The 24,197-nt window shown below is 65.5% G+C and carries 15 protein-coding genes; 6 read left to right on the top strand and 9 right to left on the bottom strand.

The window, feature by feature from the left end; genetic code table 11:
- Positions 1-27: 27 nt before the first annotated feature.
- On the top strand, positions 28-876 hold the full coding sequence (locus HGB41_RS09140; protein ID WP_171083371.1) for a fumarylacetoacetate hydrolase family protein: 849 nt from the start codon (positions 28-30) through the stop codon (positions 874-876).
- A gap of 195 nt (positions 877-1,071) precedes the next feature.
- Here the strand turns inward: HGB41_RS09140 and HGB41_RS09135 are convergent, their stop codons facing one another.
- Positions 1,072-1,626: a carboxymuconolactone decarboxylase family protein gene (locus HGB41_RS09135; protein WP_171083370.1), complete on the bottom strand. Its 555-nt coding sequence runs from the start codon at positions 1,624-1,626 to the stop codon at positions 1,072-1,074.
- A gap of 116 nt (positions 1,627-1,742) precedes the next feature.
- On the opposite strand from HGB41_RS09135, the gene HGB41_RS09130 reads away from it, so the two are divergent.
- The gene (locus HGB41_RS09130) at positions 1,743-3,068 is read left to right on the top strand and encodes an aspartate aminotransferase family protein (protein ID WP_171083368.1); all 1,326 of its coding nucleotides are present in this window, start codon (positions 1,743-1,745) and stop codon (positions 3,066-3,068) included.
- Between the two features lie 182 nt (positions 3,069-3,250).
- Here HGB41_RS09130 and HGB41_RS09125 read toward each other — a convergent pair whose 3' ends face one another.
- From HGB41_RS09125 to yjgA, 3 genes are read right to left on the bottom strand one after another with little or no spacing between them, the layout of a single operon-like run.
- Positions 3,251-3,919 (bottom strand): alpha/beta hydrolase, encoded by a 669-nt coding sequence (locus HGB41_RS09125; protein WP_171083366.1) that lies wholly within the window; start codon positions 3,917-3,919, stop codon positions 3,251-3,253.
- Positions 3,920-3,938: 19 nt separating this feature from the next.
- Positions 3,939-4,577, bottom strand: a complete 639-nt coding sequence (gene mog, locus HGB41_RS09120) for a molybdopterin adenylyltransferase (protein WP_171083364.1) — start codon at positions 4,575-4,577, stop codon at positions 3,939-3,941.
- Complete coding sequence (gene yjgA / locus HGB41_RS09115) at positions 4,555-5,160, bottom strand: ribosome biogenesis factor YjgA (protein WP_171083362.1); 606 nt, start codon at positions 5,158-5,160, stop codon at positions 4,555-4,557. The genes mog and yjgA overlap by 23 nt, the downstream gene beginning before the upstream one ends.
- A gap of 106 nt (positions 5,161-5,266) precedes the next feature.
- Here yjgA and pmbA point away from each other — a divergent pair, with 106 nt between their 5' ends.
- The 3 genes from pmbA to HGB41_RS09100 are packed head-to-tail and all read left to right on the top strand — an operon-like array spanning position 5,267 to position 7,302.
- Positions 5,267-6,619, top strand: a complete 1,353-nt coding sequence (gene pmbA / locus HGB41_RS09110) for a metalloprotease PmbA (protein WP_171083360.1) — start codon at positions 5,267-5,269, stop codon at positions 6,617-6,619.
- A 13-nt stretch (positions 6,620-6,632) separates the two neighbouring features.
- Positions 6,633-6,875, top strand: coding sequence for a hypothetical protein (locus tag HGB41_RS09105; RefSeq protein ID WP_171083357.1), 243 nt, complete (start codon positions 6,633-6,635; stop codon positions 6,873-6,875).
- A 7-nt stretch (positions 6,876-6,882) separates the two neighbouring features.
- Positions 6,883-7,302, top strand: a complete 420-nt coding sequence (locus HGB41_RS09100; RefSeq protein WP_171083355.1) for a DUF1801 domain-containing protein — start codon at positions 6,883-6,885, stop codon at positions 7,300-7,302.
- A gap of 12 nt (positions 7,303-7,314) precedes the next feature.
- On the opposite strand, the gene HGB41_RS09095 is transcribed toward HGB41_RS09100, so the two are convergent.
- The 5 genes from HGB41_RS09095 to paaX all read right to left on the bottom strand — a co-directional run bounded on the left by HGB41_RS09095 (position 7,315) and on the right by paaX (position 23,106).
- A complete protein-coding gene (locus HGB41_RS09095; protein ID WP_171083353.1) occupies positions 7,315-13,422 on the bottom strand; it encodes a type I secretion C-terminal target domain-containing protein in 6,108 nt (2,035 codons plus the stop codon).
- A 169-nt stretch (positions 13,423-13,591) separates the two neighbouring features.
- Positions 13,592-20,557, bottom strand: coding sequence for a type I secretion C-terminal target domain-containing protein (locus HGB41_RS23450; RefSeq protein WP_171083352.1), 6,966 nt, complete (start codon positions 20,555-20,557; stop codon positions 13,592-13,594).
- Between the two features lie 181 nt (positions 20,558-20,738).
- Complete coding sequence (locus HGB41_RS09085) at positions 20,739-20,975, bottom strand: hypothetical protein (RefSeq protein ID WP_171083350.1); 237 nt, start codon at positions 20,973-20,975, stop codon at positions 20,739-20,741.
- 13 nt (positions 20,976-20,988) lie between these two features.
- Entirely contained in the window at positions 20,989-22,128 is a 1,140-nt protein-coding gene (locus HGB41_RS09080; RefSeq protein ID WP_171083348.1) for a M14 family metallopeptidase, read from the bottom strand.
- Positions 22,129-22,179: 51 nt separating this feature from the next.
- Positions 22,180-23,106 (bottom strand): phenylacetic acid degradation operon negative regulatory protein PaaX, encoded by a 927-nt coding sequence (paaX, locus tag HGB41_RS09075; RefSeq protein WP_171083346.1) that lies wholly within the window; start codon positions 23,104-23,106, stop codon positions 22,180-22,182.
- 93 nt (positions 23,107-23,199) lie between these two features.
- On the opposite strand from paaX, the gene paaA reads away from it, so the two are divergent.
- On the top strand, positions 23,200-24,186 hold the full coding sequence (gene paaA / locus HGB41_RS09070; RefSeq protein WP_171083344.1) for a 1,2-phenylacetyl-CoA epoxidase subunit PaaA: 987 nt from the start codon (positions 23,200-23,202) through the stop codon (positions 24,184-24,186).
- Positions 24,187-24,197: the final 11 nt, after the last annotated feature.

Genomic DNA, 24,197 nt, shown 5'->3' with positions numbered 1-24,197 from the left:
GGCCTGACTACTCACGGGAAGACAAGAATGAGATTGGTGCGCTATGGCCGCCCAGGCAAGGAAAAGCCGGGCATGTTCGACGAAGAGGGCCGCCTGCGCGACCTGTCCAAGGTAATCGACGATATCGATGGCGCGGTATTGTCCGACAAGGCCTTGCGCAAGCTGGCGAAGCTCGACTGGAAAACGCTGCCGCTGGTGCGCGGCAACCCGCGCCTGGGCGTGCCGGTCAACCGCATCGGCAAGTTCATCGGCATTGGCATGAACTATGCCGACCACGCGGCGGAGACCGGTTCCGCGGTACCGTCGGAGCCGGTGTTCTTCACCAAGGCCACCAGCTCGCTGTCCGGCCCGGACGACCCGATCCAGCTGCCGAAAGGCTCGAAGAAGACCGACTGGGAAGTCGAGCTGGGCGTAGTGATCGGCACGCGCGCGCAGTACGTGAGCGAAGAAGAAGCGTTGAATTTCGTGGCCGGCTACTGCGTGGTCAACGACGTGTCCGAGCGCGCCTTCCAGTTCGAGATGGGCTCGCAGTGGGACAAGGGCAAGGGCTGCGATACCTTCGGCCCGGTCGGCCCCTTCCTGGTGACGCGCGACGAAGTGTTCGACGTGCAGGACCTCGACCTCTACCTGGAACTCAACGGCAAGCGCATGCAGACCGGGAATACCTCGACCATGGTGTTTACCGTGGCGCAGATCGTCAGCTACGTGTCGCGCTTCATGACGCTCGAACCGGGCGACATCATCACCACCGGCACCCCGCCGGGCGTGGGCATGGGCCGCACGCCGCAGCGCTTCCTGAAAAAGGGCGACAAGCTGCGCCTGGGGATTGCGGGGATCGGGGAGCAGCAGCAGGAAGTAATCGCGTTTCCGAAGTAAGCGTGTGTTAGTGGTGCGCTGTTAACTTGGATCCCGGCCTTCGCCGGGAGTCATTTCCGGCAGTGCCGGGAATGACGGTCTTTAAGCTAACGGTTGGAAAATCGCTATCTTTATGATCATCGAACCCTTAAACAACGTCGTTCCGGCGAAGGCCGGAACCCAAGTTTGCATGAGCAGCCACTAGCTCATAAAACCCTAGTCCGGCATCGCCTCCACGCTTGATGCCGGCACCGCCGTCCTGGCCGTATTCATGATCATGGCCAGGAATGTGTAGTACCCGTTCACCCCCATCAGGTCGACCACGCCCTGCTCGCCGAACAGCGCCAGCGCATCGGCATACACCCGGTCCGACACCGATTTCCCCTCGTGCAGCTCGACGCAGAAGTCGTGCACCACCGCTTCGTCCACCAGCATGTCGTCGGGCCTGCGCCGCTCGGCGATCGCCACGATCACCGAGGCGGGGATGCCCACCTGCGCCGCGATCGGGGCATGGATCGCCCATTCCACCTGCTGGTTCCACTGCCGCGCCGTGACCAGGATCGCCAGCTCCGACAGCCGCACCCCGATCGCGCTGCGGTAGCGCAGGTATTCGCCCATGCGCTGGGCGTACTCCATCAGCTCGGGGCTGCGCAGCAAGGGCACGAAGGGCCCATAAACCGCCCCGCGCGGACCGTCGATGATGGCTTGCGCCGCGGCGCGCTGGGCCGGCGTCATGTCGCCGGGTGCGATCGGTCCAAGTCGGTCGGTCATGGGAAGGCGAAAATGTTGTAACTGGAAAATAATTGCATAGCGTCCGGTAAAAATCAAAAGAACCGGCGCGCGGCACGCTTATTGTCAAAGTCGTTCTTCTTACGATGGGAGTCGCAATGAGCCATATCCTCCACCGCAACCTGCGCCAGGTGCCGCCGCTCGCGGTGGCAGCCAGCGGCATCCACATGCACGACAGCGTCGGCCGCACCTATATCGATGCCAGTGGCGGCGCGGCCGTCTCCTCGCTCGGCCACGGTCATCCGGATGTGATCGCGGCCATGCACCGCCAGATCGACCGCTGCGCCTATGCCCATACCGCCTTCTTCACCACCGACGTGGCCGAGGAACTGGCCGACCGCCTGGTCCAGGGTGCGCCACAGGACATCGGCGGCGTCTACCTGGTCTCGGGCGGCTCGGAGGCGATGGAGACCGCGCTCAAGCTGGCGCGCCAGTACTGGGTCGAGGCGGGCGAGCCGAAACGCACGCTGTTCGTCGCACGGCGCCAGAGCTATCACGGCAACACGCTGGGCGCGCTGGCCGTGGGCGGCAACGAGTGGCGCCGCAAGGCCTTCGCGCCGCTGCTGATGGACACGGTGCGGGTAGGCGCCTGCTACGAATACCGCGGCCGCGCCGCGCACCAGAGCGTGGATGACTACACCGCCGGCCTGCTGGACGAACTGGAAACCCGGATCCTGGAGGCGGGCCCGGACAACATCATCGCTTTTGTCGCCGAACCGGTGGTTGGCGCCACCGGCGGCGCGATCCCGCCGACGCCCGGCTACTTCCAGGGCGTGCGCGACATCTGCGACCGCTACCGCATCCTGTTCATCGCCGACGAAGTGATGTGCGGGATGGGCCGCACCGGCAGCATGTATGCGATCGAGCAGGACGGCGTGGCGCCGGACATCATCGCCATCGCCAAGGGCCTGGGCGCCGGCTACCAGCCGATCGGCGCGGTGCTGGCGCACCAGACCATCGTCGACTGCCTGCGGGGCGGCAGCGGGGTGTTCCAGCACGGGCACACCTATATCGGTCACCCGGTGGCGGCAGCGGCGGCGCTGGAGGTGCAGAAGGTGATCGAGCGCGACGATCTGCTGGGGCGGGTGCGCAGCCGCGGCGCCACCCTGCGGCGCATGCTGGGCGACGTCTTCGGGACCCACGAGCACGTGGGCGACATCCGCGGCCGCGGCCTGTTCCTGGCGCTGGAATTCGTGCAGGACCGCGCCACCAAGGCGCCATTCGCCCCCGAGCGCAAGCTGCACGCGGCGATCAAGGCCAAGGCGATGGAATGCGGGCTGATGGTGTACCCGATGGGCGGGACGATCGACGGGCAGCGCGGCGACCACGTGCTGCTGGCGCCGCCGTTCATTGCGACGGCGGCGGATTTGTCGGAGATTGTGTCAAGGCTGTCGGATGCGGTGGAGGCGGCCCTCCACACGTAGGGTGGGCGGCTCCACCCTGGATGGTGATCAGCCTGTGCGGGCGATGCCGCCCGCGCGTTCAACGACGACATGAATAGCCGCTCGGTCTGCTCGAAGGCAGCTTGAACGCGCGGGCGGCAGTTACGGCGCAGGATGAACACGCCGTCGGGTGGAGCCGCCCACCCTACGGTTTTCGACTGGGCTTAGGCCAGCACCTTCCTGAACCACTTCGAGATATCCTGCACCTCTTCCAGGCACAGCGAGTGCTGCATCATGTACTCGTGCCACTCCACCTGGTAGCCCAGCTTCTTGAGTACTTCCGCCGACTCCTGCGCGCGGGCGAAAGGCACCACGCCGTCCTGGCGGCCGTGGGCCATGAAGATCGGCGTGGCCAGGCTTTCCTCGGTGCGCTCGGCGCCGGCCACAGTTGCCAGTGGCAGGTAACCCGACAGGCAGAGCATGCCCGCCAGTTTCTCCGGATGGCGCATGCCGGTCTGCAGTGTCATGGCGCAGCCCTGGGAGAAGCCGGCCAGGATGATGCGCGAAGCGGGAATGCCGCGTGCCTTCTCGCGCGCGATCAGCGCTTCCACGTCCAGCTGCGAGGCGCGCAGGCCGCCTTCGTCTTCGCGGCGGGTCAGGTCGGTGGCGACGATGTCGTACCACGAGCGCATCACGTAGCCGTTGTTGATCGTTACCGGCATGGTCTTCGCATGCGGGAACACGAAGCGGATGCCAGGCAAACCGGCCAGGTCGAGCTCCTGCACCATCGGCACGAAGTCGTTACCGTCGGCGCCGAGGCCGTGCAGCCAGATGACGGCGATTTCCGGGTTCGGTGCGGTGTCGATCTCGATGTTTTCCAGCAGCTGGCTCATGCTTTTCCTAAGATGTTTTTTACGATGGCGTGGCAGGACGCAGCGCCGATTTCGGGCGGAAGGTCTTGCTCACCAGTGGATCGGTTTCCATGTACGGCCCGCCGATCAGGTCGATGCAATAAGGGACCGCGGCAAAAATGCCGCCGACGACCGTGTTGCCGGCGTCGTCCTTGAGCCCTTCGAGCGTTTCCTTGATCGATTTCGGCTGGCCCGGCAGGTTCATGATCAGCGCCGCGTGGGTTGCCGTTTCGCGGATCACCGCGGTCTGGCGCGACAGGATCGCGGTCGGCACGAAGCGCAGGCTGACCTGGCGCATCTGCTCGCCGAAGCCGGGCATCTCTTTTGTGGCGACCGCCAGCGTGGCCTCTGGCGTAACGTCGCGCCGTGCCGGACCGGTGCCGCCGGTGGTCAACACCAGGTGGCAGCGCACATTGTCGACCAGGTCGACGAGGGTGCGCTCGATCTCCGCACGTTCGTCCGGGATCAAGCGGGTCTCCAGCCGATAAGGCGTGGTGATTGCAGCAGCCAGCCAGTCGCTGAGCGCCGGAATGCCCTTGTCTTCGTAGACCCCGCCGCTGGCGCGGTCCGACACCGACACCAGTCCAATCACCAGTTCCTGATCCGCCATGGCCGGATTACTCGTCGCCGGACTCGTCATCGGCCGCTTCCTCGTCGCCTTCTTCCGATTCGGCCTGCTTCGATTTCTTGTTCAAGTCCTTCAGGATCTGGAAGATCTCGCGGTAGGCCTTCGGCGGCTTGTTCTCCGCCTGCTCCTTGCGCGCGTTGCGGATCAGGGTGCGCAGGTGCTGCACGTCCAGTTCCGGCGCTTCTTCCAGCAGCTTGGTCAGGGCCGCATCGTCAGTGAGCAGCTTCTCGCGGCGGCGCTCGAGGGCGTGCAGCGAGGCCGTTTCGGCCTTGGAGGCGCCTTTCCAGCTGTCGATGGTGCGCTGGATGACGGCGATTTCTTCTTCATCGAGGGTGCGCATCTTCTTGCCCACGAACTGCAGGGCGCGGCGGCGGCCTTCGTGGTTGGTGATGGATTGGCAGGTGAGGATGGCCTCGCGCACGTCTTCCGGCATCTCGATGCGCTTGACCCGGTCACGCGCGGCGTCGACGAGCTGTTCGCCAAGCTTTTGCAACTCGTTCGAGTGGCGCTTGGCCTCGGACTTCGATGGGCGTTCGTATTCTTGCTCGAATTCGTTGGACTGGAAGCCGACGGAGCCGCGGTTTGGATTAGGCATAGTTTGGGGAAATTCCGGATTGATCCGATTGGCACTGGGCCGATCAGTGAAAACTGTAAACGGCTGCTATGATAACTGTTTTAGGGCTCGCCACGAAAAACACTATATGAACGACTCCGCTTTCACCCACACCCAGGACCAGCTGAAACAGCTCGCCCGCGACGTTCTGGCGTACGCGAAAGAGCAGGGCGCTACCGACGCCTCGGTGGAAATCAGCGAGGGAAGCGGATTATCAGTTTCTGTACGTAAAGGAAAAATCGAGACGATCGAGCAAAACCGCGACAAGGGCATCGGCGTCACCGTCTACGTTGGCCAGTGCCGTGGCAATGCCAATACCTCCGATTTTTCCACCGCCTCGCTCAAGGCCACCGTCGAAGCGGCCTGGAACATCGCCCGCTTCACCGCCGAAGACGACTGCTCCGGCCTGCCGGACGCCGACCTGCTGGAAATGGCACCGCGCGATTTGCGCCTGTTCTACCCGTGGAAGATCTCCACCGAAGAAGCCGTCGTACTGGCCCAGCGCTGCGAGAACGCGGCCTTCGAGGTCGACCCGCGCGTGACCAACAGCGAAGGCGCCAGCGTCTATGTGCAGCAGTCGCATTTCGTCGGCGCCAACAGCCGCGGCTTCATCGGCGGCTACCCGTTCTCGCGCCACACCATCTCGGTGGCCCCGATCGCGGGCAAGGGCAACAAGATGCAGCGCGACGACTGGTACACCTCGGCGCGCGACCCGAAGAACCTGGGCAAGCCCGAAGCGGTCGGCCGCTACGCCGCCGAACGCGCATTGGCCCGCCTGAACGCGCGCAAGCTGGACACCCGCACCTGCCCGGTGCTGTTCGAGGCGCCGCTGGCCGCCGGCCTGCTCGGCGCCTTCGTGCAAGCCGTCTCGGGCGGCGCGCTCTACCGCAAGTCCACCTTCCTGCTCGACACCCTCGGCAAGCAGGTCTTCCCGGACCACATCAACGTGGTCGAAGACCCGCACCTGATCGGCGCGGTCGGCTCGGCGCCCTTCGATGAAGAAGGCGTGAAAACCGTGCGCCGCAAGGTCGTCGACAATGGCGTGCTGCAGGGTTATTTCCTGTCGTCGTATTCGGCACGCAAGCTCGGCATGCAGACCACCGGTAATGCCGGCGGTTCGCACAACCTCGACCTGGTGTCGACCCAGACCAAGCGCGCCGACGACTTCGAAGGCATGCTGCGCAAGATGGGCACCGGCCTGCTGGTCACCGAGCTGATGGGGCAGGGCGTGAACTACGTCACCGGCGATTATTCGCGCGGCGCATCCGGCTACTGGGTCGAAAACGGCGTCATCCAATACCCGGTCGAAGAAATCACCATCGCCGGCAACATGCGAGAAATGTTCCAGCAAATCGTGGCCATCGGCAACGATGTCCTTACCCGCGGCAACAAGTCCACCGGCTCGATCCTGATCGAGAAGATGGTCATTGCCGGCAGCTGACAAGGAGCAGGCCATGAGCAAATTCATTCGCATCGACAAGGACAACACCCCGAAAAAGGCGGTCCTGCTCAATCTCGACCTGGTGGCCACGGTCGAGCTGGCGCCGCAGTCCGACCTGCTCAGCTCGAACAACGACGAGAAGCGCATGTACGCCAACCTGCTGTCCGGCGACAAGACCACCCTGGCCACCGTGCATTTCGACAGCGTCGAAGATGCCCATGCCTGGGTCGCAACCCACCTCGACGTCAAACTGTAAGCCGCCCATGGCCGGCAACAAGACTGTCCCGAACGATGCCAGCGTACGCGCCTACCTGGACGCCATTCCCGACGACGCGCGCCGCCGCGATTGCGAGGGGATCGCCGCCATCATGCAGCAGGTGACCGGCGCGCTGCCCGTCATGTGGGGCCCCGGCATCGTCGGCTTCGGCAGTTACCACTACATCTACGAGAGCGGCCGCGAGGGCGATGCCCCGCTGGCCGGCTTCGCCTCGCGCAAGGGCGACATCAGCATCTACCTCGATTGTGACGCGCCGGCGCTGCAGGCCTTTCGCGACACCCTTGGTCGGCACAAGATGGGCAAGGCTTGCCTGTATGTGCGCCGCCTCGACGAGATCGACAGCGCTGTGCTGGAACAGATGGTAGCGGCGTCGGTGGCCATCACGCGCGCACGCTACCCTGGCTGATCCAGTTTACTGTCAGCCGTAAGGCGTGAACGGGATGCCGTTCGCGATCAGTTCGGCCACTCCCTCCACGTTTTCTCCGCTCTCGCTGATCAATGCCAGCACGCCGACCAGGTCGGCCTTCTTGCTGTCGAGGATATCCAGCCAGTAGGCGTAGCCCGCCGCTTCCGGCGCGCGGTGCAGGATGTTGGTGTACAGGCGCGTGACCAGTTCAGCATTGGTGGGCGCGGCGCCGTACAGGTCGGCGAACTCCTTCGAGGCGACGAAGCCGACGGCCAGGTCGTACACCGTGGCGCCCTTGTCCATGCTGGCGAGCCAGAAGCCCATGCCGCCGAGGTCCGGTGTGCGATCGAAGGCGGCACGGTAGATGCGGAAGGCCTGGCCGGCGACGCCGTCGATGTCCAACGCCATGGCGCCGTCGGCGAAGGTGATGCGTTCGACACCTTGCAGGGTGTCGCTGCCGTCGCCACCCGTGGTGCGCTTGTCGCTTACCTTGAACCCATCTGCCGTGCGCACCACCGTGTAGTTGCTGGCGGCGCCGCCGTAGCGGGCGCTGTCCAGGCCGGCGCCGCCGATCAGCGTATCGCTGCCGGCGCCGCCGACCAGCACGTCGTTGCCGGCGCCGCCATCGAGGCGGTCGTTGCCGGTGCCGCCTGTCAGGGTTTCGCTACCGGTGCCGCCGACGCTGATGACCGGTGGGGCCGTGACGACCGGCGGCGGCGGGGGAGGCGGTGGTGGCGGCGGTGTGACAGGTGTGCCGGGTTGCGGACTGAATTTTTCCAGGATGTTGTCCACGGTGATGCTGGCAGCGTTGACACCGACCAGCGTCATGACCGTCTTGGCAACGTAATAGTTTCCGATATCGTTCCCGTCGCGGTCGAAGACCAGGCGAGTGTCGGCGCCATCTTGCACCAGGCGCATGACGTTGAAGGCGAATGGATTGTGGATGCTCCAGTTAATCAGCATGCCGACAGAGATCCGGTCGCCACCCACGCCCGGCTGGAAGTCGGTAACGGTGTAGTGGGACCCTGCCTCGAAGGTGTCGCGGCCGGCGCCGCCGGTCGCGTTGGCAATGCTGGCGTCGACGTACGAATCAACCTCGAAGACGTCGTCGCCAGCGCCGCCGAGCATGGTGGCGATCAGCGTCGCGGTCAGCGGATCGGTATCGTCGCCGCGGAGCCAGAGACGGTCATCGCCGTCGCCTCCGTCGAGGGTGGCGCCGCGTGCGAAGACCATGAGGTCGTCGTTGCCATCCCCGCCGCGCAAGAGGTCGTCCCCAGAGCCGCGCAGGATGTCATTGCCGGCGCCGCCCAGCAGGGTGTCCTTGCCGTAGGAGTCGTACAGGCTGTCGTTGCCGTCGCCGCCGTCGAGCAGGTCGTTGCCGCGCGATCCCTGCAGGGTGTCGTTGCCGCCGCCGCCTCGCAGGACGTCATCGAGCCATTCGCCGGTCTTCATCTCGTCGGCGGCGGTGCCGGTCCACGTCAGGCCGGTCGTCGAACCGGTTGGATCCAGGCCATGCATCATGTTGGCGCTGACGAGCTGGGTTCTGTCGACATTCTTGAGCGTGACAAAATCCAGGTGGCCGCTGCCGGCGTCGATCTGCAGCACGGCGTCAGCGCCGCGCTGGACGAAGCGGTATTGGCCCGTGGCAAATGGAGAGGTCTCCCCGATGTCGACGAGCCTTTCCAGGCCAAATGCATCGAGCACGTCTCCACCAACGCCGACCTGGAAATCGGTGATGGTCAAGGATCCCTGTGTCGGCATCCAGTAGAACGAATACGTGTCCTTGCCCGCGCCGCCTTCCATCTCGATATCGAAAGGTGTGTCGAGTGTGGGTTTGACGCGGAGCAGGTCGTCACCGGCATCGCCATGCATCTCCACGCGGTAGCGCGATGTAACCGGGTAATAGCTGAATTCAAGCAGCAAGCTGTCGTTGCCGTCGCCTCCGCGCAGGACGTCGTTACCGCGGGTGCTGATTAACTGGTCGTCGCCGGCGCCGCCTTCGAGGTGATCATTGCCGGTGAATGCCGAACTATCGGAGCCGGGCGGATTGGGAGACGAGGTATCGCCCAGCAGCAGGTCGTTGCCGCCGCCACCCATGAGGTGGTCGTCGCCGGCCTGTCCCATCAGCGTATCGGCGCCGTCCCCACCCATCATGCTGTCGTCCAGCCAGCCGCCCAGGAGCTGATCGGCGGCACTCGTGCCGGTGATCGTGCGGCCCGAATTGGTGCCATCCGGATTGAAGCCCCACACGATATTTGCGGCGCCGATGGCGCTCTTGTCGATTCCGGCGAAAACGACCACGTCCCGGTAAACGGTCTGGCCGGCTTCGAGTACCCGTACCTGCAGTACCGCGTCTGCACCGCGTTGTTCCATACGCATGCCGTTCCCGGCGCTGAACGGGTTCGGTCCATCGACATAATTGATCATCCTGAGAAGTTCGACGAGGTCGCCACCTTCTCCAGTCTGGAAGTCGAGGATGGTGAGGGGACCTTGGCGCGACGCGCCGAGTATCCGGTAAGTGTCCTGGCCGGCGCCGCCTTCGGCAAGGGCGACGACCTTCTGGGTGCCGCTCAGGTCTGCCGTGATCAGGTCGTTTCCCTCGCCCCCACGAATCACCGCGTTCGCCGTGATCGTCGAGCTTGAGTAGCCAAGCTCGATCTCGTCGTTGCCCATGCCGCCGTCGAGTACGAGATTACCGCCGGCGCCCCTGGTATACAGCCTGTCGTTACCCGCGCCTCCCAAGAGCTGGCCGCCCGCGGACGACGACGTCGCGAGGGTATCGTTACCATCGCCCCCATCGAGAAGGTTATTGCCTTCATCGTCGACCAGGCTGTCGGAGTCGGCGCCGCCAAACAGGCGGTCGTCGCCGGCGTCCCCGTCGAGCTGGTCGCTGCCGGCGTCGCCATACAGGCTGTCCGCGCCGGCACCTCCGTAGAGCCTGTCGTCGCCGCCGGCGCCGCGCAGGGTATCGTCGAGGCGCCCGCCAACCATCCTTTCGTAGTCTGCTGTGCCGCTACGCTCGTACCCAATGGACGAGCCGTCCGGACGCGCGCCATCGGTGAAATTGTCGGCGGTAAGCGCGCTCAGTGCGACATTGCGCAGGATGGCGGCATCCTGCCAGGCGACGGCTGCCGTGTCGGATTCGCGCTGCAGGACGGTGTCGCTGCCACGCTGCTGCAGGCGCAGCTTGTTCATGGCGCCGAATGGATTGCCGCTGTTATCAACGTAGTCCAGCAGCGAAAAAATGTCGAGCACGTCGCCACCGGCTCCTGCTCCGAAGTCGGTGATCGTCAGGACCAGCCGCGGATCGCCTTGCAGGAAAAGATAAGTGTCGCGGCCCGCACCGCCTGCCGCTTCGACCGACCGTGTTGTTGCATTCCAGGTTTCGATGCCGATGATGTCGTCCCCGGCGCCGGCATCGATCCGCATCGCTGGTTGTCCAGTCACATCCTTGCCGGACCCTGTCACCACGATGTTGTCGTTGCCGGTACCACCGAGAACGGTATCGGTGTCCAGCGAGGCCTGGATCTTGTCGTCGCCGGCGCCGCCATCGACTGAGATGAAAAACGGCGTGAGAACTTCGGTATCGTAAAAAGTCGAGGTGCGGATGGTGTCGTTGCCATTGCCGCCCTCGAACACATTGTTGCCCGATACGTCATCGAGCCAGTCGTTGCCATCGCCGCCGCGCAGCAGGTCGTCGCCAGCGCCGCCGTCGAGCTGGTCCTCGCCTGCACCGCCCTCGAGCGTGTCGTTGCCGGTTTCGCCTTCGAGGTCGTCGCGGCCGGCCCCGCCGCGCAGCGTGTCGTTGCCGGTGCCGCCAATCAGGCGGGCCCCATACCCGAGTGTGTCGCCCGCTTCGAGCAGGTCGTTGCCTTTGCCGCCAAACAGGGTGTCGTCGCCGCCATTGCCGCGGATCGTGTCGTCCATGTCCTCACCCTGCAGCGTCTCGTCCTTGCTGGTGCCGACGATGGTGAAGCCGACTTCGCTGCCCAAGCGGTCATAGCCGCCGGTCAGGCTGGCGCGCGACAGGGCTGTCGGGGAGACGCCGGCCAGGGTGACCGCCAGCTGGAACTGGTGGGCGTTTCCTGCTGCGCCGTCGCTGTCGATATAGACCAGGGTGTCGCTGCCCACCTGCTCGGCCTTCAGGTATCCGGCCGGTCCGAAAGGATTGTCTTCCAGGCTGGCAGGGAGCAGGGCGCGCAGGTCCAGGCGGTCGCCTTCGCCCGCGTTGAAATCGGTCACGCGCGCCCGGGCGCCGAGTGCCAGCACCGCAAAGGTGTCGGCACCGGCGCCGCCTTGCGCGCTCACGACAGCCGCGCCGGACATGGCGCCGAGTTTCAGCAGGTCGTTGCCGGCGCCGCCCTGCAGGCTGACGGTGCGCGCCGCGCCGTTGCCCGCGGCAGCCACGGTCAAGGTATCGTTGCCATCGCCGCCCAGCAGGGTATCGGCGCCGTTACCGGCGGACAGCATGTCGTCGCCGGCGCCGCCGTCGAGCAGGTTGGTGCCGCTCGATGCGGTCAGCAGGGTGTCGTTGCCGGCGCCTCCTTCGAGGCGGTCGTTGCCGGTGGGGTCGCTGCGTTCGTCGAGCCAGTCGTCGCCGTTCCCGCCCAGCAGGATGTCGTTGCCGGTGCCGCCCACCAGGGTGTCCTGGTGCTCGCCGCCGCGCAGCAAGTCGTCGCCCCCGTTGCCATGCAACTGGTCGGAGCCGCTATAGCCATCGATGGTGTCGTTCATCACCGTGCCGGCCAGGGCGTCCCACCCGTCGGTGCCTCCGATGGCCAGGCCGGTTTGCGAGCCGGCCGGATCGATATCGCCGGTAAAATTCGCGCGCGCCAGGCTGGCAGGGGCGATGCCGGCCAGTTCCACCAGGGTCTGGTAGCTGCCCTCCGCCGTACGCAGCTGGAGCAGCGTTGCGCCGCCCTCGGCGACCAGGCGCAGCAGTCCGTTACCGAACGGATTGCCGTTGTAGCCCGTCCCCAGGATGGGGAACAGGTCGATGCGGTCGCCACTGGCGCCCGCGGTGAAGTCCGCGATGCGCACGCGCGTGGTGGCGTCGGCCGCCATGGCGGTCACCCGCAGGGCATAGGTATCGGTGCCAATCCCCCCCGTAAGGCTTACCTGCGCGCCGGCAGGGTGGTTGAACACCAGCTCGATGGCGTCGTCTCCGGCGCCGGCATCGACCGCCGAGACGCTTGCGCCGCCAGCGAGCGTTAGGACCAGTTGATCGTTCCCGTTGCCGCCACTGATGTCGGCGCCGCTGTAGGCGGCCAGCCGGTCGTTGCCTTCGCCGCCATCGAGCCTGCCGGTCGAGGCGCTGCTGGCCACCAGCCAGTCGTCGCCGCCGCCGCCGAGCAGCACGTTCTCGCCCGCGTCATCCTTCAGTTCGTCGTTTCCGCTGCCGCCATCGAGCAAGTCGTCGCCCGCGCCGCCAAACAGGCGGTCGGCATCATCTCCACCGTAGACTTTGTCGTTGCCGTCGCCACCGAGCAGATAGTCGTAGCCGTCGTTGCCATACAGCGTATCGTTGCCGCTGCCGCCGGAGATATAGTCGCTGGCGAACCAATCGCTGCCCTTGCCTTCACCGCCGTCGAGGATGTCGTCGCCGCCGTAGCCATACAGATCGTCCTCTCCGCCTGCACCAAGGAGGGTATCGGCGAAATCGCTGCCATGCAGGATGTCGCGGCCCGCCGTACCTGTCCGGTTGACCGGCGTGGTGCTGATGCCTGTCGTGAAGTACACCAACACACCGTTCGATCCGCTCAGCGCATTGCCGGCCAGGTCGAGGATGGCGCCTTGGGTAAACTGTATACAGTGGTTGGCCTTCAGTTCCAGCGCCGCGGGAGGATTGAAAACGATGGTGTTGCCGGACACTGTCAGGTGCGGGTTGCCGGCGACGGCGGCGGAATACTGCGTGCCCATGTTGGTCCAGATGACCAGCGTCCCGCTGCCCAGTTTCACTGGCTCGCTGAAGGTGAACACCAGGTCGGCGCTCGCGTCGTGGCCGTCGGCGGGCCCAGAGACCAGCGTCGGTGGCGTGGTGTCGGCGACGTCGCCCGAGGAGCCGGACATGGTGCCGTATCCGGAGGTGTGGGCGGGCAGGTCTTCTGGATGGTTGGTCATGGCGCAGGCAGGCAAAAGGTGACGGGCCACTATCCCCCACCCAACAATACAAGTCTAGCAATTACTGCAACGGTTTCCAGATTATGCGCGGTGCATCCCTGCACCTCGCCGGGCTAAAAAACGTCCCGGCAAACGGGGCGTTCGTCTGCACGATGTCGCGTTCTTCCCGTCAGCCGTAAGGCGTGAACGGAATCCCGTTCGCGATCAGTTCTGCCACCCCATCCACGTTCTCGCCGCTCTCGCTGATCATCGCCAGCACCCCCACTAGGTCGGCCTTCTTGCTGTCCAGGATATCCAGCCAGTAGGCGTAGCCCGCCGCTTCCGGCGCGCGGTGCAGGATGTTGGTGTACAGGCGCGTGACCAGTTCCGCATTGGTGGGCGCCGCGCCGTACAGGTCGGCGAACTCCTTCGAGGCGACGAAGCCGACGGCCAGGTCGTAGACCGTGGCGCCCTTGTCCATACTGGAGAGCCAGAAGCCCATGCCGCCCAGGTCGGGTGTGCGATCGAACGCAGCGCGGTAGATGCGGAAGGCCTGGCCGGCGACGCCGTCGATGTCGAGGGCCATGGCGCCGTCGGCAAATGCCAGGCGTTCGACGCCTTGCAGGGTGTCGCTGCCGTCGCCCGTGGTGCGCTTGTCGACCACCTTGAAGCCGCCGGCATCGCGCGTGACCGTGTAGTTGCTGGCGGCGCCGCTGTAGCGGGCGCTGTCCATGCCGTCGCCGCCGATCAGCGTATCGCTGCCCGCGCCGCCGACCAGCACGTCGTTGCCGGCACCACCGTCGAGGCGATCGTTGCCCGCGCCGCCGGTGAGCGTTTCGTCGCCGGCGCTGCCGACGCTGGTGACCGGCGGGGCCGTCACCACTGGCGGCGGTGGAGGAGGAGGGGGCGGCGGCGGCGGAGGCGGAGATGGCGGTGGCGGTGGCGGTGGGGGCGGCGCGACGTACACCCCAGGCGTCACCGCTTCGACGAAGTTGTCCGCCGTGATCGTTGCAGCGTTGATGCCTTGCAGGACCATGGCCGTCTTGAAGCCCTGCTGGTTGCCGGCGCCGTCGCCGTCGACCTGCAGCAGCGTGTTGGCGCCGCTCTGGAACAGGCGCAGGTAGCCCCTGCCGAAGGGGTCCGCCACCGTCTTCAGGTCGATACCCAGCGGTTCCACGGCAATCCGGTCGCCGCCGGCGCCGGCCTTGAAATCGAGGATGGTGAGCGAGCCCACGGATGGCAGCCAGCTCGACGAGAAGGTATCCCTGCCCGCGCCGCCTTCGACCGTAACGCGCACGTCGGCACCGGCGTCGTGGCGGATGGCGAACAGGTCGTCGCCGGCATCGCCGTACAGGGCGACGCGCTCGTGGCGTACGCCCTCGATGAAATGCCAGTCCAGGCGCAGGGTGTCGTTGCCGTCGCCACCGCGCAGCACGTCGTTCCCCCAGTGGCTGGAGAGTTCGTCGTTGCCGGCTCCGCCCTCAAGGATGTCGTCGCCCGTCGCCGCGGTGTAAAAACCGTAGGGGAAGTCGCCCAGCAGGTCGGCGTCTAGCGTGTCGTTGCCGTCGCCCCCGAGCAGGTTGTCGTTGCCGACGCCGTCCTGCAGGATGTCGTCGCCGGCGCCGCCGTTGATGACATCGTTGAGCCAGCCGCCAGTGAGGCGGTCTGCTTGCGCGGTGCCCTGCATCGAGCGGCCATTCGTGCTGCCGTCCGGGTTGAAGCCCATGGCGACGTTCGCCGCACCCAAGAGCGTCTTGTCGACGCCGGCCAGGGTGACCAGGTCTTCGTAATTGCCTGCGTTATCCACACGCAGCTGCACCACCGTGTCCGCGCCGCGCTGTACAACCTTGAGCAGGCCTCCTGCAGAGAAGGGATTCGGCTTGACCGCATCCCAGGACGAGCCGAGCAGATTGTTCAGGTCGAACACGTCGCCGCCTTCGCCGGCCTGGAAATCCAGGATGGTCAAGCCGCCTGGCTGGCGCTGGTCGACAACATAGGTGTCGCTGCCGTCGCCGCCGTCCGCGACCACCTTGATGTACGCAAGCGCGGAGGCCCAGATCGCGATGTGGTCGTTGCCTGCACCACCGTGGACCGTCACGGTGCTGGGGCTATTGGTGCCGCCGTAGGGCGTATGCACCCGGATCGTGTCGTCGCCGGCGCCGCCGTCCAAGGTCGAGCCGGTGCCATGACTCGCCAGGAGGTCGTTGCCATCCCCTCCGAGCAGGATGCTGCCTGCACCCTCGGAGGTGAACAGCCGGTCGTCGCCGGCGCCGCCGTCGAGCCGGTCGCTGCCGTAATCGCCCGACATCTCGTCGTTGCCATCCCCGCCCCACATCTGGTCGTCGCCACGGCCCCCAGACATGAAGTCGTTGCCTCCATCTCCGTACAGGAGATCGCTGCCTCCCTCTCCAAATATCCAGTCGCTGCCGTCGGCCCCGTAGAGACGGTCATGCAGGCGCCCGCCGCGCATCTCGTCATGCACCCGCGTGCCAGTAAGCGCCAGGCCCTCGAGCGAGCCGTCGGGTCGCGCGCCTTCGCTGAAGTTGTCGCCGGTTAGCGCTTCGATCGCCGTGTTGCGCAGCACGGCGGTGTCGATCCAGCCCTGCGGGCCGTCCGCGCCGTCCATGTCACGTTGCAGCACGGCGTCGGCGCCGCGCTGGATCATCTGCAGCATGCCGATTGCGCCGAACGGGTTAGCGTCGCTGAAAGGATAGGCAACCAGCGAGTACACGTCGAGGATGTCGCCGGCGGCGCCAGCCTGGAAATCGGTGACGGTCAACAAGGGCAGGTGGAAGGCATGGGCAAAGCCATAGGTATCCCGGCCGGCGCCGCCGGTGGCCTCGACCGGGCGAAGGATGTTGGCCTGCGCCGCCCCCAGGGTCAGCCGGTCGTCGCCGTCACCGGCGCTGACCAGCAAGGTTTGCGTGTTCCCGCCATCGTAATACGCATACAAGCCGATCGTATCGTTGCCGCTGCCAGCATCGATGCGCTCTACGCTGAGCGCGGCATTGATGACGTCATTGCCGCTGCCACCGAAAACGGCCATGCGGCCAGTCCCCGCGTAAATGCTGAACCCCAAGGCGCCGGCCATGATGACATCATCGTCGGCGCCGCCGTCCATGATCCCGCCGCCGAACTCGTCGACCAACCTGTCCTTGCCTTCGCCGCCAGAGAGGGTGTCGTCGCCTCCATGGGTATCCGGAGCATCTCCTTCCAGCGTGTCATCGCCTTCGCCGCCCTCGAGCGTATCGTTGCCGGTGCCGCCAATCAGGGTGTCATTGCCCATGCCGCCGTGGATGGTGTCGTTTCCCGATCCACCAAGCAAATAGTCGCCGTAAACAAGTTCGTCGCCTCCCTCGATCAGGTCGTCACCTCCATTCCCCTGGATCTGATCGGTATCGCCGAGGCCGCGTAGGATGTCGTCGAGGCCGCCACCGCTGAGCGTGTCCCGCCCTGCAGTGCCGGTGATGGTGTCGCCGAGGTTGCTGCCCCCAGGATGATAGGATCCGACGATATTGGACCGGCTTAATGAGGCGGCGTCGACTCCCGCGAGCGTGGCAATCAGGCGGAAAGCATCAACGGTCCCGGCCGCGCCGTCGCTGTCAAGCAGAAGTAGGGTATCGCTCCCCGACTGTTCCAGTTTCAGGTAGCCCGCGGCGCCGAAGGGATTGCCGCTCAATTGTTCAGGGAACAGTTTGCCGAGGTCGAGCTGGTCGCCATCGGTAGTGCTGAAGTCGGCGATGCGCACGCTGGCACCGGTCACGTACAACTGGAACAGGTCGGCACCGGCGCCGCCCAAGGCAGTGATGCTGGCCTTGGGATTCGAACTGTATATGCGCAGCTGGTCTTTGCCGGCGCCTCCATCGAGCTGGACGGAATGGACACCGGCGCCGAGGTCCCAAGCGAGCAGCAGGTCGTTGCCTTCGCCGCCGAGCAGGGTATCGTTGCCGCCGCTGCTGCTCAAGTCGTCATCGCCGCTGCCGCCGTCGAGCTGGTTGGTGCCAGCGCCCGCCACGGACAGGTGATCGTTGCCCGCGCCGCCTTCCAGGATGTCGTCGCCTCCCGGGAACGACGCCTCGTTGATCCAGTCATTGCCCGCGCCTCCGATCAAACGGTCGCCACCGGCGCCGCCATACAGGAAATCGTCGCCGTCACCGCCGTCGAGTAGGTCGCTGCCGTCGAGGCCTTCGAGCCGGTCGCTGCCTGCGAGGCCGTACAAGGTGTCGTCGAGCGCGGCGCCGGCCAGGATGTCGGCATTACCGGTGCCGGTGAGCGTGATGCCCTTGGTCGCGGTCGATGGATCGAATCCGCCGACAAAGTTGGCGGATTTGAGCTGGTCCGGCCGGACACTAGCGAGTTGCAGCAGGGTCTGGTAAACGCCAGGCTCGCCCGCCTTGCGGATCTGCAGCAGGGTGTCCATGGCTTGGGGAAGCAGGCGCAGGCTGCCGTCCACGAAGGGATTGCCCTGATAGCCAAAGGGCAGCAGTGCCGTGACGTCGATCAGGTCCCCCCCGAAGCCGGTCTTGAAGTCGGTGACACGCGCGGCCGGCCCCGTGCCGGGCAGCATGGCGTCGGCCGAGACCATGAAGGTATCGGCCCCGGCGCCGCCGGTGAGGTCGATCGCGCCGATGACGAACAGGCGGTCGTTGCCCTCGCCGCCATTGAACGAGCCGGTCGAGCCGGCCAGTGCGCTCAGGATGTCGTCTCCGGCGCCGCCGCGCAGCGTGTTGGCACCGGCGCCCCCGGCAAGGGTGTCGTTGCCGTCGCCGCCTTCGAGCAGGTCGTCGCCTGCGCCGCCCTGCAGATTGTCCCAGCCCTTGCCGCCGCGGATTGTGTCGTTCCCGGTGCCGCCGTACAGCGTATCGCCCGCGGTTCCTTCCTCGTCGCCGCCCTCGATCAGGTCGTTGCCTTTGTCGCCGTCGATGGTGTCGGCGCCGCCCAGGCCGCCTATCACGTCGTCCAGCATGCTGCCGCGCAGGCTGTCGATCCCTTCCGACCCCGTCATGACCTGGCCGACATTGCTGCCATCTGGACGGTAGCCGCCCACGAAACTGGCTGCCGTCAGTGACGCGGCGTCGACGCCGACCAGCGTGGCGGCCAGCCTGAAGGGTTGCCAGGCGAACGCCGCGCCATCGGTGTCGGCATAGAGCAAGGTATCGAGGCCCACCTGCTCCAGTTTCAGCATGCCGGCGCTGCCAAAGGGATTGCCTTCCCCATCGAAGGGCGCGAATGCACGCAAATCCAGCTGGTCACCCTCGGCAATGTTGAAATCGACGATCTTCACGGTGCTGCCGACGGCTTCGATGCGGAAGATATCGGCGTCGATGCCGCCGCGCGCGACCACGTCTGTGGACAAATCGGACACCACGATGGCCAGGATATCCTTGCCGGCGCCGCCGTCGAGCACCAGCTGCTCGTTCAAGGCCCCGGACACGCGCAGCGTATCGTTGCCTTCGCCCCCGAGCAGGGTGTTGTTGCCGCCCTCGCTCAGCAGTTCGTCATCGCCGCTCCCGCCGTCGAGCATATTGGTGCCGCGGCTCGCGACATGCAGGCGGTCGTTGCCAGCGCCGCCCTCGAGAACGTTATGGCCGGCAGATGTATAGACTTCGTTGAGCATGTCATTGCCCAGACCGCCGATCAGCCGATCGCTGCCATTGCCGCCGGTGAGCGTGTCGTCCTGGTCACCGCCGTCGAGCCAGTCATTTCCTTCGTCGCCACGCAGTTCGTCCTTGCCAGCGCCGCCCTCGAGCAGGTCGTTGCCGCTGTTGCCGTACAGGCGGTCGTCGCCACCCATGCCCTGGAGCGTGTCGTCCAGGATGCCGCCCTGCAGCGTATCGGCCAACGCGTTGCCGACCAGGGTCAGCCCCTGCGTCGAGCCATTCGGGTCGAGATCGCCCACAAAATTGGCGGAATTGAACGCGTTGGGCTGGACCCCGGCCAGTGCGAGCATGGTCTGGTAGCCGGCGCCTTCGCCCGGCAAGCGCCGTTGCAGCAGCGTGTCGTCGCCTTGCGCGATTAGGCGCAGGCTGCCTTCGGCAAACGGATTGATCGCGTAGCCGGGCGGCAGCAGTCCTTGGATGTTCAGGCGGTCTCCACCTGTGCCAGCTGTAAAATCGAGGATGCGCGTCTGCGTGCCGGCCTCCGATGTGCCGTATTCGGTGAAGGTATACGTGTCAATGCCAGCGCCGCCGACGAGCTCGACCTGTGCGTTGCTGCCCGCCTTGAAATGAATCTCCAGCTGGTCGTTGCCGGCGCCGCCGTCGACCTGGCTGGACAAGTTGGTCGGCCCCAGGTAAATGCTGATCGTGTCATCGCCATTGCCGCCCTTCATGACCACGCCGTCCTGGCCCGACAGTCGGTCCTTACCTTCGCCGCCGTCGAGCGTGCCGGTCGTGCCAGATCCGGTCAAGAGATTGTCGTCGCCATCACCGCCGGCAAGCGTGTTGTGGCCCTCGTAGTCGGACAGGAAATCATCGCCAGCGCCGCCGTCGAGCTGGTCATTGCCGCTACCCCCGTTGAGCTGGTCGCTTCCGGTGCCGCCACGCAGGATGTCGTTGCCGGCCCCGCCATCGAGCCTGTCGCCGTCGTACGAGGCCTGCACGTGGCCGCCATCGAGCACGTCGTCGCCCGCGAGGCCGTACAGCACGTCGCTGCCTGCGCCGCCGTCGAGCTTGTCGGCGAAGTCGCTGCCGTACAGGATTTCGCCGCCGGCGGTGCCGGTACGGTCGATGGCGGCCGGACTGGCTCCGGTGGTGAACTCGAAGGTCAGCCCAGGGTGATTTTCGCCGCCGAGTTTATTGCCCGCGACATCCTGAATGGCGTCGATACTGAAGGTCACCCGATAGGTGGTTGCGTATTGCAAGGGGCTTTCGGGCGTCAGGGTCAGGGTATTTCCGGTTATCCAGATCCCCATGTTCATGTAGGTCGGACCCGAGAAAACAGAATTCATCCCCGCCAGCACGTTCAGGTAGCCCGAGCCTGCGCGAACATCTTCGCTGAAGGTGAACACGAGCTTGCCATCGACCAGATGGGAATTGCCCTCCGGCCGGCCGATGAGGACGGGTTCGGTGGTGTCGACTGCGGAGGCCGCCGAGCCGGACATCGTGCCGGAGGAAGCAAACGTGGAATAGGTCGGGGGGCTGGGCAGGTCGCGCATGATAATTCGTCAATAAATGAGCTCGGAACTATCTCCGAATCAACAATAATTGTCTAGAAAATAATGCACCCGCCGTTGTAACCATGCTCTTTGCATATGCGCCCGGCCACCCGGTGTTGTTTGTACGAAAAAAAGCCCCGGAAGACCGGGGCTATGGAGGGCGGTGCGCAGTGGCCGGGCCTCAGCCCACCTGCTCGATCCTGCTGAGCCGCTGCCCGAAAATCCCCCAGGTGCGCGGCTCGCCATCCACCGTGGCCTTCAAGACCCAGCCGGTGCCGACCTTTTCCACAGTGACCTCGGTCTCGAGCTCCTTGGCGACCTTCTCGGCCCAGGCCTTGGCCGAGCCCTGGCCCTTGAACAGTTCCTGGCCCTCGAACACGACGGTGGCGTCGAACACGGATGCGGCGAATACGGTCATGGTGGCCCGTCCTTTACTTGTTGCGCAGCGAGCGCACGGTATTGAGCACCGGCTGCAGCACCGAGGCGCCCAGGCGTGCGCTGCGGGCGCCGTCCCAGCCCACCAGCGGGTCCGGGTCGTTGGCGTTGTCCTTGAACGGCAGTTCCAGCGTAAGCGACAGGCAGCCGAAAGTGTGGGTGATATGCGGCGAACCCATGGTCAGGGTCTCTTCGGTGTACGGGGTCTGGCCGTAGCCGTGCACATCCTGGAAGTCCGGGCTGGCGATCTTGAAATCGTCGATGAAGCGCTGCTGCGCCGCGGCTTGCAGGGCGCTGAAGGTCGGCAGGGATTCGCTGCCGGCCACGAACACGTAAGGCAGGCCTTCGTCGCCGTGCACGTCCAGGCACATGTCAACGCCGACCTCGTGCATCTTCTGCCGCACCAGGAAGACTTCCGGGCTGCGCTCCATGGTCGGGTTCATCCACTCGCGGTTCAGGTTGGCGCCGGCCGCGTTGGTGCGCAGGTTGCCGCGCACCGAGCCGTCCGGGTTCATGTTCGGCACCACGTAGAACACCGCTTCGTTCAGCAGCTGGCGGCCGAACGGGTGGGCCGGGTCGAGCAGGGCATCGAGCATGCCTTCGACGAACCATTCGGCCATCGTCTCTCCCGGGTGCTGGCGTGCGATGACCCAGACTTTTTTCTTTTCAGGGGAGGATTCGCCGATGACCAGCATGTTCAGGTCGCGGCCGTCGACAGTCGAGCCCAGGTCGAGCATGCGCACGTTCTCGGACATCTGGGCGCGGTCGAGCAGCTCCAGGTGGCGTTCCCACGAATACGGCTCGAAATAGGCGTAGTAGACGCTGTCCATGCCCGGGGTGTGCTCGATCGTCATGACGTCGCCGTCGAAGCTGGTCGGCACGCGGAACCAGTTCACGCGGTCGTAGCTGGCCATGGCCTGGTAGCCTTCCCAGCCGGCCGGATAGGCGGCCTGGCCGGCGTTCAGGAAGCGGATCGTGCACGCTTCACCCTGGGCGCCTTGCAGGCGGAAATAGAACCACTGGATGATCTCGGCGTGCGAGTCCTTGCGGATGTTCAGGTCGATGGCGTTCGCGCTCGTGGCGTTCACGATCTCGATGGCGCCGCCGTCGAACTGGCTGCTGATCTTGATAGACATGGTATGTCCTGTTGTTGGGTGATGTCGAAAACGGTGATGATACCGCAAGGCTCAGTCCAAGCCGCCGAAGCGGTCATGGAAATCGCTGCTGGCGCCCGGGGTAGTGTCATCTTCCTCCAACAGTTTGGCCATGATGTGCAGCTCGGCCTGCGCGTAGGTGAGCCGGTAGATGTTCCTGGCGAGCTCATAGGCATCCGAGCCCGGCCATGGGTCAGGCAGCAGCTCCACCGGCAGCATCGGATCGTGCAGCTGCACGCGGCGGTAGGCGTGGATCAGCGGCGAGCGGATGGCGAAGGCGTCCTGCGGCTTGATGCCGGGGTTTTCAGCCAGCCGCGCCAGCACCGGCGTGAAAGTGTCGATGAACTGGCGGTAGCTGGCGATGACGCCGGACAGGTCCCAGCCGTCGCCCACCAGCTCGGGCAGCGGGCGCGAACCGGCGCCGGGCAGCTCGGCCGCCTCGAACACGAATACCTTGCCGGTGGCCCCGGTGCGCGCCAGGATCTCGCGCAGGGTGTCGCGGTCGGGCGCCGGGTGCGCCATTACGCCGGTGGCCAGCATGGCGAAGCCTTCCCATTCCAGTTCCTTGCGCAGCAGGGTGCGCAGGTCGGCGTCGATGCTGCCGTTCGGGGCCAGCACGAAGCTCCAGCGGCCGTCCCAGTGCAGGCCCGGCGCCGCATAGATGCGGCGGTTGGCGCGCTCGAAGCGCGGCAGGGCTTGCGGCGCCAGCACGTAGCGGCTGCGCCGACCCTCGCGGCTGGCAATCAGCCAGCCTTCCTGCACCAGGCGGAACACGCTGGTGCGCACCAGCCGGTCGGACACGCCGAGCGGGCTAAGCAGCTCGATCATGCTGCCCAGCCAGAAGGCGCCGCCGTGCGGGGCGATGGCGTCGCCGCACAGCGTCATCACCAGCGATTTATGGCGCGGCGGGTCGCTCGCGAGGAGGTGGGCGATCCATTCGCCGCTTGAGCCTGGTTGCATGGGATTCTTCGCAATATGATTCAAAATTTCGGTGTACATCTGATTTTTTGTATCGTATTATGGATTCGATAGGTTTGCAAACGGAGAACCAACATGTACGCACAGATGGTGGAGACCGGACTCAAGAAAGTCCGTACCGAAGAGGACATGAGCGCCGAAGAAGCGGCGTTCCAGGCGCGCATCGATGCCGGCATCAAGATCGAGGCCAAGGACTGGATGCCCGACGCCTACCGCAAGACCCTGATCCGCCAGATTTCGCAGCACGCGCACAGCGAGATCGTCGGCCAGCTCCCCGAGGGCAACTGGGTCACGCGCGCGCCGACGCTCAAGCGCAAGTCGGTCCTGCTGGCCAAGATCCAGGACGAAGCCGGCCACGGCCTCTACCTGTACAGCGCCGCCGAAACCCTGGGCGTGTCGCGCGACGAGCTGCTCGCCAATCTCCATTCGGGCAAGGCGAAATATTCGAGCATCTTCAATTACCCGACCCTGAGCTGGGCCGATATGGGCGCCATCGGCTGGCTGGTGGACGGCTCGGCCATCATCAACCAGATCCCGCTGTGCCGCTGCTCGTACGGTCCGTACGCGCGCGCCATGATCCGCGTCTGCAAGGAAGAGTCCTTCCATGCGCGCCAGGGCTACGACATCATGATGAGCCTCGCCAAAGGCTCGCCCGAGCAGAAGGCGATGGCGCAGGATGCGCTGAACCGCTGGTGGTGGCCTTCCCTGATGATGTTCGGCCCGTCGGACGCCGAATCGGTGAACAGCGCGCAGTCCGCTGCCTGGCGCATCAAGCTGTTCTCGAACGACGAACTGCGCCAGCGCATGGTCGACCAGACCGTGCCGCAGATCGAATACCTGGGCCTCACGGTGCCCGATCCCGACCTGAAATGGAACGCAGAACGCGGGTCGTATGACTTCGGCGCGATCGACTGGAGCGAGTTCCAGAACGTCCTGAAGGGCAACGGCCCCTGCAACCGCGAGCGCCTGCGCACCCGCGTCAAGGCCTATGAAGACGGCGAGTGGTTCCGCGATGCTTTGGTTGCTCACGCCGACAAGAAAGCTGCAAAGCGGGTTGCGTAGGGTGGTCGGCT

The organism is Telluria aromaticivorans, from assembly GCF_013003915.1.
GTDB classification, from domain to species: domain Bacteria; phylum Pseudomonadota; class Gammaproteobacteria; order Burkholderiales; family Burkholderiaceae_D; genus Telluria; species Telluria aromaticivorans.
This window is presented reverse-complemented; position numbering and strand designations above follow the sequence as displayed.

Excerpts from the sequence above, each read along its gene's own strand:
- HGB41_RS09085 (WP_171083350.1), bottom strand. The coding sequence starts at position 20,975 with ATGACCGTATTCGCCGCATCCGTGTTCGACGCCACCGTCGTGTTCGAG.
- HGB41_RS09095 (WP_171083353.1), bottom strand. The coding sequence starts at position 13,422 with ATGACCAACCATCCAGAAGACCTGCCCGCCCACACCTCCGGATACGGC.
- mog (WP_171083364.1), bottom strand. The coding sequence starts at position 4,577 with ATGACGAGTCCGGCGACGAGTAATCCGGCCATGGCGGATCAGGAACTG.
- paaX (WP_171083346.1), bottom strand. The coding sequence starts at position 23,106 with ATGCAACCAGGCTCAAGCGGCGAATGGATCGCCCACCTCCTCGCGAGC.
- yjgA (WP_171083362.1), bottom strand. The coding sequence starts at position 5,160 with ATGCCTAATCCAAACCGCGGCTCCGTCGGCTTCCAGTCCAACGAATTC.
- paaA (WP_171083344.1), top strand. The coding sequence starts at position 23,200 with ATGTACGCACAGATGGTGGAGACCGGACTCAAGAAAGTCCGTACCGAA.
- HGB41_RS09140 (WP_171083371.1), top strand. The coding sequence starts at position 28 with ATGAGATTGGTGCGCTATGGCCGCCCAGGCAAGGAAAAGCCGGGCATG.
- HGB41_RS09105 (WP_171083357.1), top strand. The coding sequence starts at position 6,633 with ATGAGCAAATTCATTCGCATCGACAAGGACAACACCCCGAAAAAGGCG.
- HGB41_RS09125 (WP_171083366.1), bottom strand. The coding sequence starts at position 3,919 with ATGAGCCAGCTGCTGGAAAACATCGAGATCGACACCGCACCGAACCCG.
- pmbA (WP_171083360.1), top strand. The coding sequence starts at position 5,267 with ATGAACGACTCCGCTTTCACCCACACCCAGGACCAGCTGAAACAGCTC.
- HGB41_RS09130 (WP_171083368.1), top strand. The coding sequence starts at position 1,743 with ATGAGCCATATCCTCCACCGCAACCTGCGCCAGGTGCCGCCGCTCGCG.
- HGB41_RS09080 (WP_171083348.1), bottom strand. The coding sequence starts at position 22,128 with ATGTCTATCAAGATCAGCAGCCAGTTCGACGGCGGCGCCATCGAGATC.
- HGB41_RS23450 (WP_171083352.1), bottom strand. The coding sequence starts at position 20,557 with ATGCGCGACCTGCCCAGCCCCCCGACCTATTCCACGTTTGCTTCCTCC.
- HGB41_RS09100 (WP_171083355.1), top strand. The coding sequence starts at position 6,883 with ATGGCCGGCAACAAGACTGTCCCGAACGATGCCAGCGTACGCGCCTAC.
- HGB41_RS09135 (WP_171083370.1), bottom strand. The coding sequence starts at position 1,626 with ATGACCGACCGACTTGGACCGATCGCACCCGGCGACATGACGCCGGCC.